The organism is Virgibacillus halodenitrificans JCM 12304, assembly GCF_001310895.1.
In the GTDB taxonomy this organism is placed as follows: Bacteria; Bacillota; Bacilli; order Bacillales; family Amphibacillaceae; genus Virgibacillus_Q; species Virgibacillus_Q halodenitrificans.
Window position 1 is genome coordinate 1 of the sequence record NZ_BAZS01000040.1, and the last position, 17,066, is coordinate 17,066.

Annotated in this window: 15 protein-coding genes and 4 pseudogenes; 9 read left to right on the forward strand and 10 right to left on the reverse strand. The window is 37.3% G+C overall.

Features of this window, described 5'->3' with window-relative positions; genetic code table 11:
- Window positions 1–107: 107 nt before the first annotated feature.
- From JCM12304_RS20175 to JCM12304_RS16495, 5 genes and pseudogenes are all read right to left on the reverse strand, one after another.
- Window positions 108–239 (reverse strand): hypothetical protein, encoded by a 132-nt coding sequence (locus JCM12304_RS20175; protein ID WP_256200851.1) that lies wholly within the window; start codon window positions 237–239, stop codon window positions 108–110.
- 53 nt (window positions 240–292) lie between these two features.
- Window positions 293–703 (reverse strand): annotated as a pseudogene (locus tag JCM12304_RS16480) (recombinase family protein); the annotation flags it as partial.
- A gap of 206 nt (window positions 704–909) precedes the next feature.
- Complete coding sequence (locus JCM12304_RS16485; RefSeq protein ID WP_060681660.1) at window positions 910–1,284, reverse strand: hypothetical protein; 375 nt, start codon at window positions 1,282–1,284, stop codon at window positions 910–912.
- Window positions 1,285–1,860: 576 nt separating this feature from the next.
- Entirely contained in the window at window positions 1,861–2,544 is a 684-nt protein-coding gene (locus tag JCM12304_RS16490; RefSeq protein ID WP_060681662.1) for a DUF421 domain-containing protein, read from the reverse strand.
- Between the two features lie 254 nt (window positions 2,545–2,798).
- Window positions 2,799–4,292 (reverse strand): phospholipase D-like domain-containing protein, encoded by a 1,494-nt coding sequence (locus tag JCM12304_RS16495; RefSeq protein WP_060681664.1) that lies wholly within the window; start codon window positions 4,290–4,292, stop codon window positions 2,799–2,801.
- Between the two features lie 295 nt (window positions 4,293–4,587).
- Between JCM12304_RS16495 and JCM12304_RS16500 the strand changes: the two genes are divergently transcribed.
- Both JCM12304_RS16500 and JCM12304_RS16505 read left to right on the forward strand, forming a co-directional pair.
- Window positions 4,588–4,857: a hypothetical protein gene (locus JCM12304_RS16500; protein ID WP_060681666.1), complete on the forward strand. Its 270-nt coding sequence runs from the start codon at window positions 4,588–4,590 to the stop codon at window positions 4,855–4,857.
- Window positions 4,858–4,871: 14 nt separating this feature from the next.
- A pseudogene (locus tag JCM12304_RS16505) lies at window positions 4,872–5,210 on the forward strand (spore coat protein).
- 190 nt (window positions 5,211–5,400) lie between these two features.
- Here the strand turns inward: JCM12304_RS16505 and JCM12304_RS20450 are convergent.
- Window positions 5,401–5,535 (reverse strand): S8 family serine peptidase, encoded by a 135-nt coding sequence (locus JCM12304_RS20450; RefSeq protein ID WP_369813183.1) that lies wholly within the window; start codon window positions 5,533–5,535, stop codon window positions 5,401–5,403.
- A gap of 821 nt (window positions 5,536–6,356) precedes the next feature.
- Between JCM12304_RS20450 and JCM12304_RS19660 the strand changes: the two genes are divergently transcribed.
- Together JCM12304_RS19660 and JCM12304_RS20475 are read left to right on the forward strand one after the other, a co-directional pair.
- Window positions 6,357–6,500, forward strand: a complete 144-nt coding sequence (locus JCM12304_RS19660; protein WP_172675312.1) for a hypothetical protein — start codon at window positions 6,357–6,359, stop codon at window positions 6,498–6,500.
- Window positions 6,501–6,535: 35 nt separating this feature from the next.
- A pseudogene (locus tag JCM12304_RS20475) lies at window positions 6,536–7,581 on the forward strand (Ger(x)C family spore germination protein).
- 670 nt (window positions 7,582–8,251) lie between these two features.
- Here the strand turns inward: JCM12304_RS20475 and JCM12304_RS16525 are convergent.
- The 3 genes from JCM12304_RS16525 to JCM12304_RS16535 all read right to left on the reverse strand — a co-directional run bounded on the left by JCM12304_RS16525 (window position 8,252) and on the right by JCM12304_RS16535 (window position 9,170).
- Entirely contained in the window at window positions 8,252–8,686 is a 435-nt protein-coding gene (locus tag JCM12304_RS16525; protein WP_060681674.1) for a cell wall hydrolase, read from the reverse strand.
- A 77-nt stretch (window positions 8,687–8,763) separates the two neighbouring features.
- Window positions 8,764–8,970 (reverse strand): hypothetical protein, encoded by a 207-nt coding sequence (locus tag JCM12304_RS16530; protein WP_218185795.1) that lies wholly within the window; start codon window positions 8,968–8,970, stop codon window positions 8,764–8,766.
- A complete protein-coding gene (locus JCM12304_RS16535) occupies window positions 8,970–9,170 on the reverse strand; it encodes a hypothetical protein (RefSeq protein ID WP_060681678.1) in 201 nt (66 codons plus the stop codon). Before JCM12304_RS16535 ends, JCM12304_RS16530 begins: the two co-directional genes overlap by 1 nt.
- A 1,252-nt stretch (window positions 9,171–10,422) precedes the next feature.
- Here JCM12304_RS16535 and JCM12304_RS16540 point away from each other — a divergent pair.
- The 3 genes from JCM12304_RS16540 (at window position 10,423) to JCM12304_RS16550 (ending at window position 12,602) form a co-directional block, all read left to right on the forward strand.
- Window positions 10,423–10,869: a DUF4385 domain-containing protein gene (locus tag JCM12304_RS16540; RefSeq protein WP_060681680.1), complete on the forward strand. Its 447-nt coding sequence runs from the start codon at window positions 10,423–10,425 to the stop codon at window positions 10,867–10,869.
- Between the two features lie 156 nt (window positions 10,870–11,025).
- On the forward strand, window positions 11,026–12,132 hold the full coding sequence (locus JCM12304_RS16545) for an FAD-dependent oxidoreductase (RefSeq protein WP_060681681.1): 1,107 nt from the start codon (window positions 11,026–11,028) through the stop codon (window positions 12,130–12,132).
- Between the two features lie 47 nt (window positions 12,133–12,179).
- Window positions 12,180–12,602, forward strand: a complete 423-nt coding sequence (locus JCM12304_RS16550; RefSeq protein WP_060681683.1) for a MerR family transcriptional regulator — start codon at window positions 12,180–12,182, stop codon at window positions 12,600–12,602.
- Between the two features lie 81 nt (window positions 12,603–12,683).
- Here the strand turns inward: JCM12304_RS16550 and JCM12304_RS16555 are convergent, their stop codons facing one another.
- Entirely contained in the window at window positions 12,684–13,310 is a 627-nt protein-coding gene (locus tag JCM12304_RS16555) for a TetR/AcrR family transcriptional regulator (protein WP_060681685.1), read from the reverse strand.
- 90 nt (window positions 13,311–13,400) lie between these two features.
- On the opposite strand from JCM12304_RS16555, the pseudogene JCM12304_RS16560 reads away from it, so the two are divergent.
- Both JCM12304_RS16560 and JCM12304_RS16565 read left to right on the forward strand, forming a co-directional pair.
- Window positions 13,401–15,643: pseudogene (locus JCM12304_RS16560) on the forward strand (MMPL family transporter).
- A 548-nt stretch (window positions 15,644–16,191) separates the two neighbouring features.
- A complete protein-coding gene (locus JCM12304_RS16565; protein WP_060681687.1) occupies window positions 16,192–17,064 on the forward strand; it encodes an ATP-binding protein in 873 nt (290 codons plus the stop codon).
- Window positions 17,065–17,066: the final 2 nt, after the last annotated feature.

Sequence of the window (17,066 nt, forward strand, 5' to 3'; positions counted from 1 at the left end):
CTCTCCCAGGATTAGTGTTCAGCGACTTTAATTCTACAGGGAATCTCACTTGTTTTCTATTTATAAACACAAAAATGACGTAGGTGAGTTTTCCCCACCAACGTCATTTATTGTACAACCACAATAGTTTTCAAATTTTTCTCGTGGTTAAGATATGGTGCAATTAACCTGTATTTATTCATAGCCTTTTGTCTCTGATCTTCTGAATAGGAAGTCAATAGTGGAAGTTCTTCTTTCATTAAAAACAGCTCCTTCCAATAAGTGAAGTTAATACCATTAGGTTACTCTAATTTTTATCATTATTTAAATATCGATAAAGAGTGGCTCTACTAATACCAGTCATTTCAACAATTTCCTTTACACTGTATTCTTCAGTATTATAAAGATTTATGGCTTTTGTAATATCTTTAGTTCCTACTCTTGGTCGTCCACCTATTCTCCCTCTTGCTCTAGCACTTTTTAGTCCTTCCTTTGTTCGTTCAACGATCAAATCTCTTTCAAACTGACTAAAAGCCTGAAAAACGGTCATCATTAATCTTCCTTGTGGAGTAGTAGTGTCGAAATTTTCTTTCACACTAATTAATTTTACATTATTTTCTTCAAAGTAATTAACTAGATCAATTAAATCCTTCGTGCTTCTACCTAATCTTGAAAAACTTTCTACAACAACAATATCCCCTGGTCTCAACTTGTCTTTTAAACGATTGTTTTTGAGACTGAGGGGTTCTAGTTGTGTTACAAAGATGGCCTATGACTAGGTATTGTTTATTCAATTGCATGTAACCATTTTTTATTCATTAGGCACCTTACTGGGGATAACTTAAGCTTATGTACCTTTAATTAAACCAGAAATCGTTCACTTTCATTTAATGGATGAAATTAGCAGCCGAATGGAACAAGTAAATTGATTCACTTGTTAATTTTTAATTGATTAACAAAATATTTGATCTTTTCGACATCTTGTCCAGCATTTGCAAGTGCAACATAACCGTCCGGTCGGATAAGATACATTGAATCACGCCCCATTCCAGCTACTTTCATCTTTTCTTTCCAAGAAAATTCGTAAAAGGGATAAGCAGACGCTTTCGCAAATTCACGCAGTGAGGGCTTTGCTCTCCCATACACGTGCATTTGCCAGTCAAAGGATTCCAGCGGTTTAAAATTATCTCCGTCCTCCAGGGGCACCCACGGGAGGCGGTCACCTCCATAAATAGATCCCGCAACTCCTGCACTGAGCACGCTATCACGATAATTTATTCGGATTTGTGATGTAGCTTTGAACATTCTTTTCCGAACTAAAGAAAATCCTGTTATAACCGGAGCGATATATGGATATTTTTACACATCCCCTCGAAAAGGCGGAATAAGAGTTCCAAAGTAATTCTTATATCGATCATCAGAAAGGGCGCTTCTTTATTCCATTAACTGCTCGTTTGCGGAAAGAATTACTAAAAAAGAGGTTCTTTCTCATTGGATAATTCAACAAAAAGAGATTAATTACAAAAACTAACGGAAGTAGCCCTAAAAGAGAAAATAAGAAAACATAAGAAGGACCAAAAAAAAGATTATCCAACATTATTAGGGGAACTAGGAATTATAGTACTTTTTTCCTCATACGTGCAGTTAGATATTGTTTCTCACCACAATAAGGACACGTCATTCCACCACTCAATGTAAACGACTTTTAAAGGTCTGCTTCCAGCTCCATTTGTTATGACAGTTCTGACAAGTTGGCATTTTAATCACTCCTTGTTCTTCAAAACAGCTCAATAAATAAATCACTTTTATTCCAGAATTGCGCCCGATTTGTTGAAGACTAAAGTTTATGTTCACCATGATATGCTCTTATCCTAACAAATTTTATGTAGGACTTACATGTATGCCTTCACTCTCACGCCAATCTGCGTAGAGTATACGCTTTACATTATCATATCCATTGGTAGTTAATTGGTTATCTAACCACTGTTGATCAAATCCGAGTTCATGTAAATTATCCCATAAAATTTCCCCATCTATAATTAACGATGTTGGGAGGTCTACTGGACTTTCTGGAAGATTGAGATCTTGCTTATCTGGTTTTTGATACTTGGATTTTAATAATAAACTTAATTGCCCATTAGCTTCCAATATACCGTATTTGACTTCGCGAACTGAAAAAACATTATTTTGACGGAGTATACTCAATACTTGATTTACATCCAATTTGTTTTTCTTAAGTAATTTTCGATCCATGACTCCATCCCGAATGATGATGTTAGGATCGCCTAATAAGAGAGAACGTGTCGATTTATTTTTTAGAGTCAAAAACTCTATTCCCAACATAAGAAGCGTCCACAATCCGATGGCATATAAAAAATGAAAAATTCCTACCTTATTTGCATAAATGGTATTTCCTAAAAAATCTCCAAGTACTAACACAAAAACTAAGTGAAACGGGGTTAACTGATAGATGGATGTTCTGCCTGTTATGATAATTATAAAAAATAAAGTGGCAAAACCAACGATGACTTTGATCGTCAGTAAACCAATATTAGCTTCTTCCAAAGTTTTTTCCTCCAATTAAATTTTACTTAATAAACGTATTTCCTTAAGATTTTCAAATATATTATTTATTGATATCACCCCTATATTTAAATTAAAAGGTAACGGATATTTTTGAATTCAAACTCTTTGAGCTGCCTTTTTAGTATTACCGTTTTTTAGTAATGAATTTCCATCGTAAATAAGAAAAAAACCATGTTGGAAGTTCTTTTTAAATCTAGATTTAAGATAGAACAATAAAAACAGGATACATCAACTTATAATAATGGAGAAAGCAGGCGAGCGCCCTGCTCAACAATGCGATCGGTCAGGTTTCGTTGCAACAAGTCTTCAATTCTTAATGGTACAGAATCAGTAAGATCCCTCTCGAATTGCTCTGTGAGTTCCCTTGCCACATCAGCACTGTACACGAATTGACACACTTCATAATTCAGGCGAAAACTTCTCATATCATAGTTTGCTGCGCCTACTTCAGCAATTTCCTCATCAATGATCATCAGTTTCGCATGTAACATTCCTTTATTGTACTGGTAGATTTGAACCCCAGCTTCTATAAGTTCCCCGTAATAGGTACGACTTGCAAAGCCCACGATTTTTTGATCAATGTGGCGAGGAACCAGCAATCTTACATCTACACCACGAGCCACAGCTGTCTTTAATGCCATGATAATATCTGTTTCTGGTACAAAGTAGGGTGTTGTTATATCGATAGTCTTGGTCGCCTGTGTTATACATATAAAGTAAGCTTGACGAATAACTGGGGTAGGAATTCCAGGGCTTCCTTCCAACGTATGGATGTACGCTTTTTGCAATGTCCCTATCTTTGGGTATATGTCCATCCCTTTACCATCTAGGGTGCTCACCTCTGACCCCAATTCGGCTGACGATCTGAAAAGATCTACTCTTCCGATTGGATTGATTTTCGTTACCTCAGATTTTGTTTTCAGATTTGTTTTCGATTTTATCCGTTCCGGCACAGCAATATTCCAATGAACGTCAAAGACAGTCTGCAAATCAACTGATGCTTCTCCTGTTATTTGTAAATGAGTATCCCGCCAGAAGCCAACGTCAGGATTTAATCCTGTATATTCATATCCTACGTTCATGCCACCAGTAAAAGCTTTCTTTCCGTCGACTGTGACAATCTTACAGTGATCCCGATAATTCCAATTGGATAAAATCCAGGGAAAGCGTAAAGGAAATATTGTCCGGCATTCTATCCCTGCTTCCACCATCTGAAAGATTTTTTGACGCGGAAATTTTTTACTCCCCCAACCATCTCTAATAAAACGAACCCGCACTCCGTTTACTGCTTTTTCGATCAGCAGTTCTGTGATGCGATTACCTATTTGGTCATTCCGATAGATGTAATATTCCAGATTAATGGTTTTTTGGGCTTTTTGTAGGGATTCGATGAGTTGTTCATATTTTGCTATTCCATTGTTTAGTACTTGGACTTTGCCGACTCGAAGCCCATGCACAGTGAAATACCGTAAAGCATCGGCGATTATCGATGCTGAATCACTATATGTATCAGGTAATTTATCAGACTTATTATGAGAAGAGGTCAATCTTTTCCGATGAATAAACTTGGGATTTGATATGCTAAGATATAGACAGAAACCAATGACAGGCAAAACAAGGACGATTATTATCCAATTCAAAGCCTTGGCAGGGCGACGAACTTCCCAAATTGCTATGAATAAGATAAAAACCGTATTTAAAAGGTATAGATAAAAAATCCACTCCATTTAAAATTCCTCCCTAGCTTTTTTCTCTTAGCATGTACAAACTATGTAACCAGTATACGTATGGAATATGAAGGGATTGTCTGTTATACATTATGGCCTACCTTTATAAGAACTTTTATAAGATATTAAGAACGAAAAAATAGAGAATTAAGGTTGGGTAAGTTCTGACATCACGAAAGGCGTAATGCTCTGGGCACTGTCCTAACTAGAGACTAAATTACCATCTGGTAAGGTATAGTTTTTTATAAATTTGGAAAGCTAAAGTGGTAAATGAAGCAATAAGGAAGAACTGTTCATGCAACAGCAACAACCGAATCAATCTCAAAGTCAGCCGCCGGTCTTTCAAGAGCCACCACAAGTGCTTACAGGAAAAGATTTTAATTACTTAAAAGACATGCTATCGTGGAACCTTTTAGGACTCAAAAAGGCACATTTTGCAGCAGACCAGTGCCAAGATCAACAGGTCGTAGTAGCCCTTGAAAAGGCATGCATGATGCACGAAAGACATTATCAGCGTATTTTGCAGCATTTGGAGCAAAATGTGAACCAAATGAAGAATCAATAAGGGGGACATACAAAATGAATAACAATCAAAACAAGACTCAAAATCCAGAAACACCTATACCAAAAACACCTGAGATGAATGAACGTGACTTCCTAAACGATATGCTTTCGTATGAAAAGTACATTACGGCATCTTATTCTACGGCAATGAATTAGGCAAGCCACGCTTCGCTATATCAGGACATTCACGCGATTTTTGACGAAACGAAGAATTTGCAGCGTGAACTGTATAATCTGATGTTTCAAAAGGGATGGTATTCACTTGAAGCGGAACAGCCACAAAAACTTCAACAGGCGGCACAGCAGTTTACAGGGTACATGTCCCAGTTTCCGTATAATCCTCCAATACAATAAGATCGCAAAAAGCTATGGTAACCAGTCCATAGCTTTAAAATTTCATATCAACTTAGTTAAAGAATCAAAAATTTCAAGGTGTTTTAACTACAAATGGTAACTTTTATAAGGGTTCATTGCCTTTTGCCTGACATGGGTCAATAGGGGGAGTATTTCAGATTATTCATTTTGGGCTGCTTCCAGTGTATTCTTATAAACCATTGCCGAAATCGCTATCATTTATAGGGATTCCTAAATCATATGCAGAATTCTTAATAATGTCTATTACTTCTCTGTTAGTTAAATTAGGGTTTGCAGAAAGCAAAAGGCCAGCAAGTCCTGCCACGCTGCAGAAATCAAAACTACATTTTTATTGTTGCATAATTGATTTTGGAATGTAAAGCAATCACAGAATTCAGATCTTTAATAATTTTACCATTTTATCTCACTTATCATCCCGTTCTAAATCCTACGTTGTTGGGTGAACCTTGAATTTGACAGTTACTTCTTTCTTAATATAATGACTCTCAGTTTTTTCATTGTGTTTAATAAGAAAAAAGGAAGGATAATTTCTTAAGTGATTCTTTATGGTTTCAACCATGGCATGCTATTTATTGAAGAACATTTTTTTCGCTTTCAACATTTTCGACTCTGGTTATAGGTCCCAGGAATTTTTAATGGGAATAGGTGGAAAAGCAAAAAAGAGGTTTCGTATTACATTATTAAAAGTAAAAAGTTAATGATAAATAAGTAAGCAAAAAGTCATTAAGTTTACTATTTCTTATTTTCTTTATTTCTTTTTCTTCAAACTAGGATATGTAAGCAATGTCTCTATTCCTTCTAATCCATATTTTATAAAAGGGGCAATAATATTTAATACTTGTGATTTCAAATGAGGATATAAAGGTTGTTTAAATGTATTTTTGTACTATTGGTTCAAAAAACAACAATTGAGTTATCATAACAGTTATATCATAACAGTTAAATTTAATTGAGAAATTAGGCTTTTTTCGTTGTTACATTAAAGCGTCCGATTATGGAAGACCCAAGAGTAACAAACACTCTATCAGACAAATTCTTAACATATGTCTCGCCTTGTGGGCGGCAAGCCGTATCCCAAATATAAGGCAAACCTATATGGTGGGGATTTATTGTCTCATTCTTTATGTGGCTACAATCATGTTGGACGAGCGTCAACAAATCAAGGAACTGAATGACATTGCAAATATGATAGGGTTTTATTTCTTAATGTATATTCCTGTCCTCTTTCTTTTTAAAAAGGCAAGAGATAAAGTGAGGGATACAAATTGAAAAATAATATTAGTGTAATGGTGATAATTGGCATCATGTTCCTCACTGGTTGTGCCGAAACATATAGTGTTGAAGGTCGGGCTATCATACGGGTCGCAGGGTATGATTTTGTGGACGAAGATCGGTTGAAAGCTACAGTAGCTGTTCCACAATACGGAAGGGGTGAATCTAATGGAACACCTACTGAAAAATATCAGTCTGCTGTTGATCACTCTGTGAAAGAGGCCCATGAAAATATTCAAAGAAAGTTATCTAAACCGATATCTATTGGTAAGTTAGAGCTTTCTTTATTCAATGAAGAGCTTGCTAAGAATGGGCTGAAAAATATGATCGATTTCTTAGGGAGGGACCTATAATCGGCCGAAATATTTTACTCAGTGTCGTAAAAGGTGAGACACAAGGACTTATTGAGGCTAAGTACAGTGAAAGTGAAACAACCTCTAAATATATAACCGGCTTGATTAAACAAAATATAAATCAAAGTAACTTTCCTGAAACAAATTTGCATAAGTTTTTATTTGCTTATTATGCTGACGGCATGGATCCCTTTCTCCCGCTCATTAAAAGTACAGACAGTCAAGTTGAAATAGATGGAATCGCTTTTTTCGATGGGGCAAAGATGGTCCACAGTTTACCTTATTCGGAAGCATTCAATTTTAAAATTATGAAACAAGATTTTAATAGAGGAACAAAAGGAATCAAATACAAGGAAGAACATATAGTTTTGGAGAACATCGGTTCCAGAGTGACTTATCATGTCATAGATGGGATAGAACATCCTAAGTTCCTGCTGGATATTAAAATTAAAGGATTTATAAATGAAGTGCAAAACATCAATTTAATGCTGAATGGACCCGTAATTAAAAGTATGGAAAAGGATTTTGAGAAATCGTTACAAGCTCAATGTATCGAAATGATCGAGCGGTTCCAGGAATTAAAAATCGACCCCCTGGGTTTGGGTAATGATCTGAAGAATCGCAGGGAAAATTTTGATTTGAAAAAATGGGAAGATGTTTATCCTACCGTTCCCGTAGACGTGAAAATTGACGTAGAAATAATTGAAACAGGAATTACTTCCTAAATGACGTCCTGGGAATAAATTTTTCTGGGACGCTTTTTTTGTGTACTTTACTTATTCATTTCTGGCTTTTTTTATCCTGGTTAGTATTTCTTTTTTCTAAGGGATAACCTCTCTTTATTCTCAGTATAGTGACTATGATATTCTGCAGCTTTTTCTTTGTGTTCCAAGTAATAGCGACTGTTACATTGCTTCAACTATTCTCTATTATCTTGAAAATATTTTTTATTTATTTCATTCCTACACCATCGGCACTTACCGTGTTTTCCTGCAAGACCTTCTTTAAAGTTATGAAAGTCACGGCAACGTTTGCTGATAATCTCTCCATTAGATGACTGAATAAATTCTGTATTTCTATAAGAACTTTCATAACTAGACATGAAACACGCACCCTCTCAGACAAATTTTAAGCGTTGTATTATAAACATTTAGTTTTGACACCGCCTAAATGACTAAAACGGGCTTATAAGCTTTATTCAGTAACCTTTCTTGTATGGTTTGGCACAGGTGCGACCATTTCCATATTCACCTTCAAATCTAACCCAAAACTAAAATTCCTCTTCTCTCCATAGCCTCAACTAACTTTTTTATTTCATTTCGATCTATACCGATAATATCCAGTGGTTTAATTACAATATTTCATAAACTTGTATACTTGGATAAACATAATAACTTAATAAACACTGGCACATGTTCCAGCTGCTGGTTCATAATAACAATGATTTTTATATTGACCAGCAAAAGGCTGACCGTACCATGTTGGAGGACATGGACCGTCTGGATTGAAATACCAAAGAGAATATTTCGCCGGGTGCTGCCTCCAAAATTCCAAATTCTTTTTTGCTAACCTTTTTTCAACTGATCTCGCTCTTTGATAGAATACATTTCCTTTTTGGACAGCTTCAAAAGAATAATTTCCTCCTTGTACTTGAAAAATAACTTGTCGAATTGTTCTTACATCTCTAAAATCTAAACAATCCGCTACGCCACGATTAACAATTACATTTCCGACATACAACATTCCTTGTTTCCCTTCTCCTACGGCTTCCGCTCTCATCATTCTTGCCATTAAGGCAACGTCGGTACTTGTGTATTTTATTCTCGTCATTTTTTCACCTCCGAAATATTGTATGAAAAAGCCCCTCTTATTATTCGGAAGATTTGATATCAAGATATAGGTCTTAATTAATGACAATAAATACTGAACTGAGTCCTGGAGTCATCATTAAAAACGCCCGACACATCTTCGAGCCGGAATAATTCTTTTTCGTCTGTAATCGCGGAGTCAACGATCGTTTCGTTAGTGTTGATTAATTCCACTACCACTCCGATAATAGGAAAAGTGGTTTCAGTATCCATAATCTGGCCAATCATCCTTCTGATTACAGCCACTATATAGAACTGGTTATTTTTATTTCATTAACATATTTACCGTTAATAATATTTGCTGAGAGTGCCGGTATATTGTTGGAAACAAGGTTTGCAATTTTTTCAGAGTTTATATAGTTCGTCATTGCATCTGGTCTTTTTATTATTTCTGGATTCAATAATTTCATCGCATATTTGCCTTTTGTTGTTTTTATTAGATACATTTTGTGTAAGAGTCCCCCTGTAATTGGTTCAGGAGGACCGACTGTTTCTCCAAGTCAGCATATAAAATATAGCCGTTTAAATTGAAGGTCGCTTTGACTATAACTTATCTTTTAATCCACCTTCTGACTGTCTAAAAATTATTTCTATTGTAATACCTATAGGAGCAGGGACTCCCCGTTATTGTAGAAAAGCCCTCGTTTTTATAAGACTTGAATTCAAGATAATTTTTAGGACAGTATGCTTTTTTGGGGTACTACCAACAAAAAGCTAAAAACATACGTTAAAAGTTGTTCAGAAAATTAGGAGTTGATAGAAGATTTGTTGGAGATTACTCCTTTTTAAAATGTTCTATAACTATCACAATACTAAGTTTCTAAAAGTATTTTAATTTCTTAAAGTATGAAAAACATAAATTTCCTTGTTAAATTTGCTGAATTTGGCCCATGCCAAGTTGCATGGTACACCCGATAAGCATTTCAATCTAACTTCAGAAAAAAAAATTCCAAGCAGAAATGACAGCTTATGCAGTAGCCTCGTACTTTGATATTGATACAAGTGATTATTCTTTGGGCTATCTTGCCCACTGGACAGGATGATAAATACACGTAACATACAAGTAGCACACAAAGGTGCCTGCAAGCCTTGATTTTACTGCCTCCCTCAGTTCTCAAAACGTTAAGAATACGATTCTTATACTTTCAAAAGAACCTCATGTTATGGGGTTCTTTTTTATTGTTTGGAAAATCTTCAACATCAGATTAAAAGATAAACTAGTTTAAGACATTGATCCTGATGATCACGTTGGCAACCTTAGTTGTAGCTATACTGTCAGAACAAAAAAAGTAACCACCCAATGAACGCCTAGCAAGCATTTGGGTTGGTTACTTTTCTGACCTAAACATGTGAGCCGCGCCCTTGAAGGGCTTTTACACACTAGACCGTTCCATGTACCAGCGTGGGCGGTCTTTTATTATTGTGTGTGTTTCTATGTACAGCATACCTTAATTTCACCAATAAAGCATGTATGGATCATCATTGCATGGTTAAAAAGAATAAAAACATAAAGTAATATGCCAACTTTTAAACTGTTAATTTTTAAGCTGATGATAGAATAGTACAGATTTTCCCCTTTGATACATTATCCAATAAACGTTTGCAGGTGGTATAAAAAGGTAACATAATAGGTATCAAATTGGCTGGAAATATTCCGGGCATAAGCGGACGAAAAGCGATAGATAAGGGAGAACTAAAATGGCTTTTGACTATGACCTGGATTTTGATAATATCAATTTCCGTGAGCAACCTGAGCTGTATAGAGTAGGCAGAGGTGAACAAGGAGTCTTAATAGTAGAGCCTTATAAAAGCGAGATCCTTCCATACTGGCGGTTTAAAACTCCTGTGATAGCAAAGGAATCTGCTGATAAAATCTATCAAAAATATCTGGAGTATAAAGAAAACGATGACTTTATTGGCATGGATATGGCTAGAAAATTTCTTCAAATGGGTTATACCAGGTCTCGTCGCTACGCAAACTATAAAGGTGGAAAAAAATATGACGAGCACGGTAAAGTGAATGATAGAAATACGGATTCAGAAAAGGCAAAATCAGCTGCTATCTTTGAAGTGAAATGGAAAAAAGTTCGGGAAGATGAAGACTATCTTAAGCTGAAAAAAGTCCACCAGAAAAAATATGGATGATAACATAGCATAGACCACAACCGCTTTTCTTCCTATTTTACTATCTTGCATAGCTGGTTATTGACTTCGAGTTACTCGAAGGTGCTATACTATCCCTCAAATGATCTAAAATTAAAATAGAATAATTTGGCTTAACTAAAAATGGAGGGATCTTTTGTGATAAAAGCTCATCTACATAACAATAGCTTAAAGGGAACAGCAGTCGTTGTTGGTGCATCCCTTTCTGGGTTAATGACAGGGATAGCGCTTGCTCGGGAAGGCCTTCACGTAACTATTTTAGAAAGAGCAAGCGAAGGACGTCCGGGTGGCGCTGGTTTGCAGGTGGATGGAGCTAGGTTTGGTCAGTCAAAAACTGAAAAATTATTACGCAATCTTGCATCACAAGGAAAAAGCACGGTACAGTTATGGACTACGATTGAATCTCGTTTACGAGAAGAGGCTAAGTCAACTGCCGGAATTGAATTACATTATAATACACGCGTAGAAGAAGTGGGACAAGACACACATCTTGCCTGGGCTATAACCGATCAGGAAGAAACATTTCACGGTGATATCTTGATTGGTGCAGATGGGCATCACAGTATGGTACGAAGATTTGTAGCACCACACAGACCTGACGCTTCATTTGCCGGATATATGGTATGGATGGCTTCTATAAATGAGGAAGATTTGCCAGAAGAGAAACGCCCAAACTACCATGAACCAAAGGTGAGAATGTTAGATAGTAGGTATGGTTTTCTATTTGGTTCTATCATTGATAGAGAGGACGGGACTGGTAATCGCAGAATTGGGTGTACATGGTATGATAACTCCCGTAATGATTTGTTGCGACATCTAGGGTGTGTAAAGGGAGATGTTGTGCTTCACTCGCTTCGTGGCAAAGATGTCCCTGATCAGACGCTAACGGAACTAAATGACCAAGCAACAAAAAGGTGGGATGAACCGTTTGCTACTGTTTTGCGACATGCTACTGCGGCGCGTACGCTTATAGGTATCCCAATTAAAGAGTATGTACCAGATCAGTTAATAAAAGGACGGGTTGCTTTGGTTGGAGACGCTGCCCATGTACCTGCACCTATTACCGCCAGTGGATTTAACCAATCCTTAGTAGATGCAGCGACTTTAGGAAGCTGTGTTTCAAAAGGGCTGGACGGAGAAGCAGCTGTTGAAGCTCTAAAGGCCTATGAGGCTGAGCGATTAAAAAAAGTACGACGGATGGTGCAATCCGGGCAATCCTATAGTCAGTCCTTTGGTCGGGCTTAAGAAAGCATGAAAGATATCCGGAAAATGATACAAAGGAGGGGTGTTCAGTGTACACGGTGAAGGAAGCGGCTGAGTTACTAAATTTAACTGACCATACGATTCGTTATTATACCGATAAGGAACTAATTCCCAACTTGAAAAGGGATCAACATAATAATCGTCTGTTTGACAAGGAATCACTTAATTGGTTGCTCTGTGTAAAACATTTACGACAATGTGGCATGTCACTGGAAGACATTAAGACATATGTCAATCTTTGTTTAAAAGGGGATTCTACCGTGAAGCAGCGATATAATATTATGCGCAAGCAACAAGCTCGTGCGCTTGCTCAACTGGAAGAGGCAAGACAAAGAGCTGCATATATAGAAGAAAAGGCTAACCACTACTTTGATTTTATCCGTGGTAAACTACCTGACGAATTAGATTCGGAAAAGTGGGATATTACTAAAGGAGCATGTAAGGAAACATAGAAGCAGCACATCAAAATATTATTTATTGAATAGACAAAACAGCTCTCCGGTAGATTAGTGAAGAGCTGTTTTGAAAAATTATCATTTATTTATCATGAGGCTTCGCCAGAAAAAGTCTACAATTTCTTTAGCAGCTTCCTGTGAATTGGAAAATAATGTGCCACCATCTGCATTTTGATAGTTGCCTGCATTAAGAAGAGATATATAGGCATGTACGGTAAATGCAGGATTAACCTGTCTGATTTCTCCATTAGCTACTGCTTCCTCAAAAATTTCCTCCATTCCCTCGTACATGTAATCTTCGGCAGTATGAATTGCTTTTATTTGGTCATGGTCAAGCATACTTTTCGCATTCTGAATAAAAAAATCCATATCCAGATGTACTGCTATCTGTAAGTATACTTCAGCCACCTGTTGCAATTTTGTTTTTAATTCTATTGGTTGACGGAGCAGATCAATAATCTGTTTTCGAACCCGATACATGAGCTTAACCATAGCATCTGTGTAGAGGGCCGATTTTGTTTTATAGTAATAATAAACAGTAGCCTTCGTCACATTCGAAGCTGAAGCAACGTCATCCATGGATACATCTGCAAAGCTATTTTCCATAAAGAGCGTGGAAGCAGCTTGGAGAATCAGTTCATTGGTAGGTTGCTTTTGTTGGGTTGATTTAGGTCGGCCAAGTGGACGGCTAGGCTTTTCTTTCATCGGTAATGACTCCTTCACAATCTTTTATATTGATAATTAACTAACTAGTATATATAATTATAACAAATAATGATTCACAACGCATGCAACATGACGAGAAAGGGTGAGTTTTTGAAAAATTTACTTGCAAATTGGGGAAAAAGTATAGGCCCGAAAACACGTTGGCTGACAATCATTCTGTGGGTACTATTAGTTGGAGTTGTTTCGGTAGTATGGCCACAGGTAAACAGTCAGGAAACGAAATCTAATCAACTTTTGCCTGAAGATACCATGTCTGTGGAGGCTTCTAAAATTGCCGATGAACAATTTTCAGAGGATGCAGGTGTACCATTACTCTTAGCCTGGTACGCAAATGATGGCTTAAGTGAAGAAGATTATAAACAAATTCAAGAGCTTTACGGGAAATTGGAAGACCAGCCTCTTGATCATCAAAAAACGATTCCGCCGTTTGCAACATGCCACCGCAAGCTTTAAAGGAAGCTGCATCTGATGATGGAAAGGCATTAACTACGCCAGTGATCTTTAAAGAGAGCGCCTCAACAGAAGAACTGCAACAATCGCTTGATGATTTACAAAAAAGGGTAGAATCCTTGATAGGGGACAGCGTTCTCGAATCAGATTTAAAAGAGAACGGATTACACCTCCGCTTAACAGGTCCAGTGGGAATACAAACAGACGCTACTTCTTTATTTAGCAGTGCGGATGTGACACTTTTAATTGCTACAGTATTGCTTGTACTTATATTACTCATTATCCTTTATCGATCTCCGATTCTTGCCATTGTGCCACTTGTGGCAGTAGGTGTTGCATATGGATTAATAAGTCCCTTGCTTGGTTTCATGGCTAAGCAAAATTGGATTGAGGTAGATGCACAGGCAATTTCGATTATGACGGTTCTATTGTTTGGAGCAGGTACTGATTATTGCTTGTTCTTAATCTCTCGCTATCGTGAAGAGTTACGGCTTGAGTCAAATAAATACACAGCATTGCATAAGGCAGTGACAGGCACAGGTGGTGCCATCATGATTAGTGCTTTAACAACCGTTACTGGTCTTTTGACATTGGCACTAGCTTATTATGGCTCTTATGACCGTTTTGCTGTTCCGTTTAGTTTGTCTATTTTTATTATGGGAATTGCTGCATTAACTCTATTACCTGCAATTTTAGCTATTCTGGGACGATTTGCATTTATCCCGTTTATTCCAAGAACAGAGGAAATGATTCAGAAAGTAGAACAGAAAAAAGGGAAAAAGCTTCGCAGACCACAGGCTACTGGCCCATTTGGCAGAGCATTAGGACGCTGGTCTACAGAAAAGCCATGGCTCATAATCATTAGCTGTGTCATTGTATTAGGAGGATTGGCTGCATTTGTTCCACAAGCTAAATACACGTACGGATTACTTGATTCCTTTCCGGAAGATATGCCATCAAGAGAGGGTTTTGAAGTAATTGCAGAACACTATCCGCCAGGGGAAATCGCTCCTATCCAGGTGATTGTGGATAGTCAAGGTAAAGAGGTTTCCTTAAAAGAGGAACTGGAAGAGATGAAATGGGTAGAAACAGTAAGTGAACCAGCTACAGGTTCCAAAAATGAAAACTACCAGCAATATGAAATCACTTTATCCATTGATCCATACTCAAATAAAGCAATTGAATATATTCCTAAGCTAAAAAATAATATTGAGGAATATATGCAAGGAGAAGGTTTAACTGCAGATGAAACAGTTTGGCTTGGTGGTGAGACAGCAACATTATCTGATACAGAGGAAGTAACAAGTCGAGATCAATCCATTATCATTCCAGCTGTATTAATTATCATTGCATTGTTACTTCTCGTTTACCTTCGTTCCATAGTAGCAATGGTTTACTTGCTTGCAACGGTACTGTTATCGTATTTAGCAGCCCTTGGACTTGGTTGGATTATTATTCATTACGGGCTTGGAGCTACTGCAATGCAAGGGTTAATTCCTGTTTATAGTTTCGTTTTCCTCGTAGCGTTAGGTGAAGATTATAACATCTTTATGGCCTCTAGTATTTGGAAAAAGAGTAAGCATAAGCCACTAAAACAGGCGATTAGTGAAGGAGTTAGCGAAACAAGTAGTGTTATTGGTTCTGCCGGTTTAATTCTGGCAGGTACCTTCTCCGTCCTTGCCATTTTACCGCTCCAGGTTTTGGTTCATTTTGGTACAGTGACAGCAATTGGTGTACTTCTAGATACGTTTGTTGTTCGGCCGCTACTTGTACCTGCATTAACGACCGTTCTGGGCAGATATGCATTTTGGCCAGGAAAGCTATGGAAGAAAAAAGAGCATGATAAGGAAGTAAGCAGCTAGATGTTACTTGTGTAGGGCAACGAATTAAATAATTATATTAGGAAGAAGTCAGGAGTCATCAACTGGAAGAGGATGAACCTGACTTCTTTTTAATATTGGCTCTAATATATGTTGGCAGCCGATTAATTTACTCTCCGGCGGATTATCTTGTTCTGCAGCTGATTAATTTGCTCTCCGGGGGATTATCTCGTTCTGCAGCTGATTAATATCTTCTCCGGGGGATTATCTCGTTCTGCAGCCGATTAATTTGCTCTCCGGGGGATTATCTCGTTCTGCAGCCGATTAATTTGCTCTCCGGCGGATTCCTTCGCACTGCAGCTGATTAATATGTTCTCTGGCAGATTACCTCGTATCTCTGCTCGGCTTCTGATAGCCACCACACTAGTTCACATCCACTCCAACTATGAATGAACACGCTGCGTTTGTACTCAACATCTTTAGTAAAAACTTATTAATAAATTAGCTATACCTTACCATTGCAACTAGCCATATCCTTTTAAAAATCTCCCCAAACAAGGTAAACTGTTCCTGAAAGGAGTTTGACAATAATGAACGAATATTCCTTACCAGATCAAATTAATCAACTATTAACTTCAAATAGAAGACAAACAGACCATTTTACGGAGCTTGTCCGTAAAGGTAATTATATGCCGGAAACACCGGATGTACTGATCGATGCCATTACAGCATTGAGTATGGGTAAAAATGTACTCCTAAAGGGACCGACTGGATCAGGAAAGACAAAATTTGCCGAGACACTGTCCTATTTATTTAATCAGCCCATGTTTAGTGTGAATTCATCTGTCGATTTGGACGCAGAAAGTCTGCTAGGCTTTAAGACATTGGAATACAAAGATGGGCAGCAGCAAATTGAGTTTGTCCCTGGACCTGTTATTAATGCAATGAACTACGGCACGTTTTTATATATTGATGAAATAAATATGGCTAAGCCTGAGACACTTCCACTTATAAATGGGGTGTTGGATTACAGAAGAACACTTACTAATCCGTTTACGAATGAAATTGTTTCTGCCAATGAAGGCTTTGGTGTCATTGCAGCAATTAATGAAGGATATGTTGGCACCGTTCCATTGAATGAAGCATTGAAGAATCGATTTGTAGTGATTGAGGTTTCCTATATACAGGGAGAACAATTAAAACAACTGATTCACAACTCGACAAAGCTTTCCGATGAAACGTTAATCGACTTATTTGTAAAATTATCCGAAGATCTGATTTTTGCGGTTTCCCAAGGGAAAATAGCGGAAGATGCTGCATCAATTCGTGCCCTGTTGGATGCCTGTGACTTAAGTGCTTTAATTCCGCCAAAGAGGGCAATTCAACGTGCAATTACAGATAAATTGGATGAAGCAAGAGAGAGGGAATTTGTAGCTAGTATAGCTGAGACGCTATTTAGATAGGA

What these genes read in the sequence shown, in the direction of transcription:
- JCM12304_RS20175 (WP_256200851.1), bottom strand. Translation starts at nt 239, where the DNA reads ATGAAAGAAGAACTTCCACTATTGACTTCCTATTCAGAAGATCAGAGA.
- JCM12304_RS16485 (WP_060681660.1), bottom strand. Translation starts at nt 1,284, where the DNA reads ATGTTCAAAGCTACATCACAAATCCGAATAAATTATCGTGATAGCGTG.
- JCM12304_RS16495 (WP_060681664.1), bottom strand. Translation starts at nt 4,292, where the DNA reads ATGGAGTGGATTTTTTATCTATACCTTTTAAATACGGTTTTTATCTTA.
- JCM12304_RS16500 (WP_060681666.1), top strand. Translation starts at nt 4,588, where the DNA reads ATGCAACAGCAACAACCGAATCAATCTCAAAGTCAGCCGCCGGTCTTT.
- JCM12304_RS16525 (WP_060681674.1), bottom strand. Translation starts at nt 8,686, where the DNA reads ATGACGAGAATAAAATACACAAGTACCGACGTTGCCTTAATGGCAAGA.
- JCM12304_RS16535 (WP_060681678.1), bottom strand. Translation starts at nt 9,170, where the DNA reads ATGTATCTAATAAAAACAACAAAAGGCAAATATGCGATGAAATTATTG.
- JCM12304_RS16540 (WP_060681680.1), top strand. Translation starts at nt 10,423, where the DNA reads ATGGCTTTTGACTATGACCTGGATTTTGATAATATCAATTTCCGTGAG.
- JCM12304_RS16555 (WP_060681685.1), bottom strand. Translation starts at nt 13,310, where the DNA reads ATGAAAGAAAAGCCTAGCCGTCCACTTGGCCGACCTAAATCAACCCAA.
- JCM12304_RS16565 (WP_060681687.1), top strand. Translation starts at nt 16,192, where the DNA reads ATGAACGAATATTCCTTACCAGATCAAATTAATCAACTATTAACTTCA.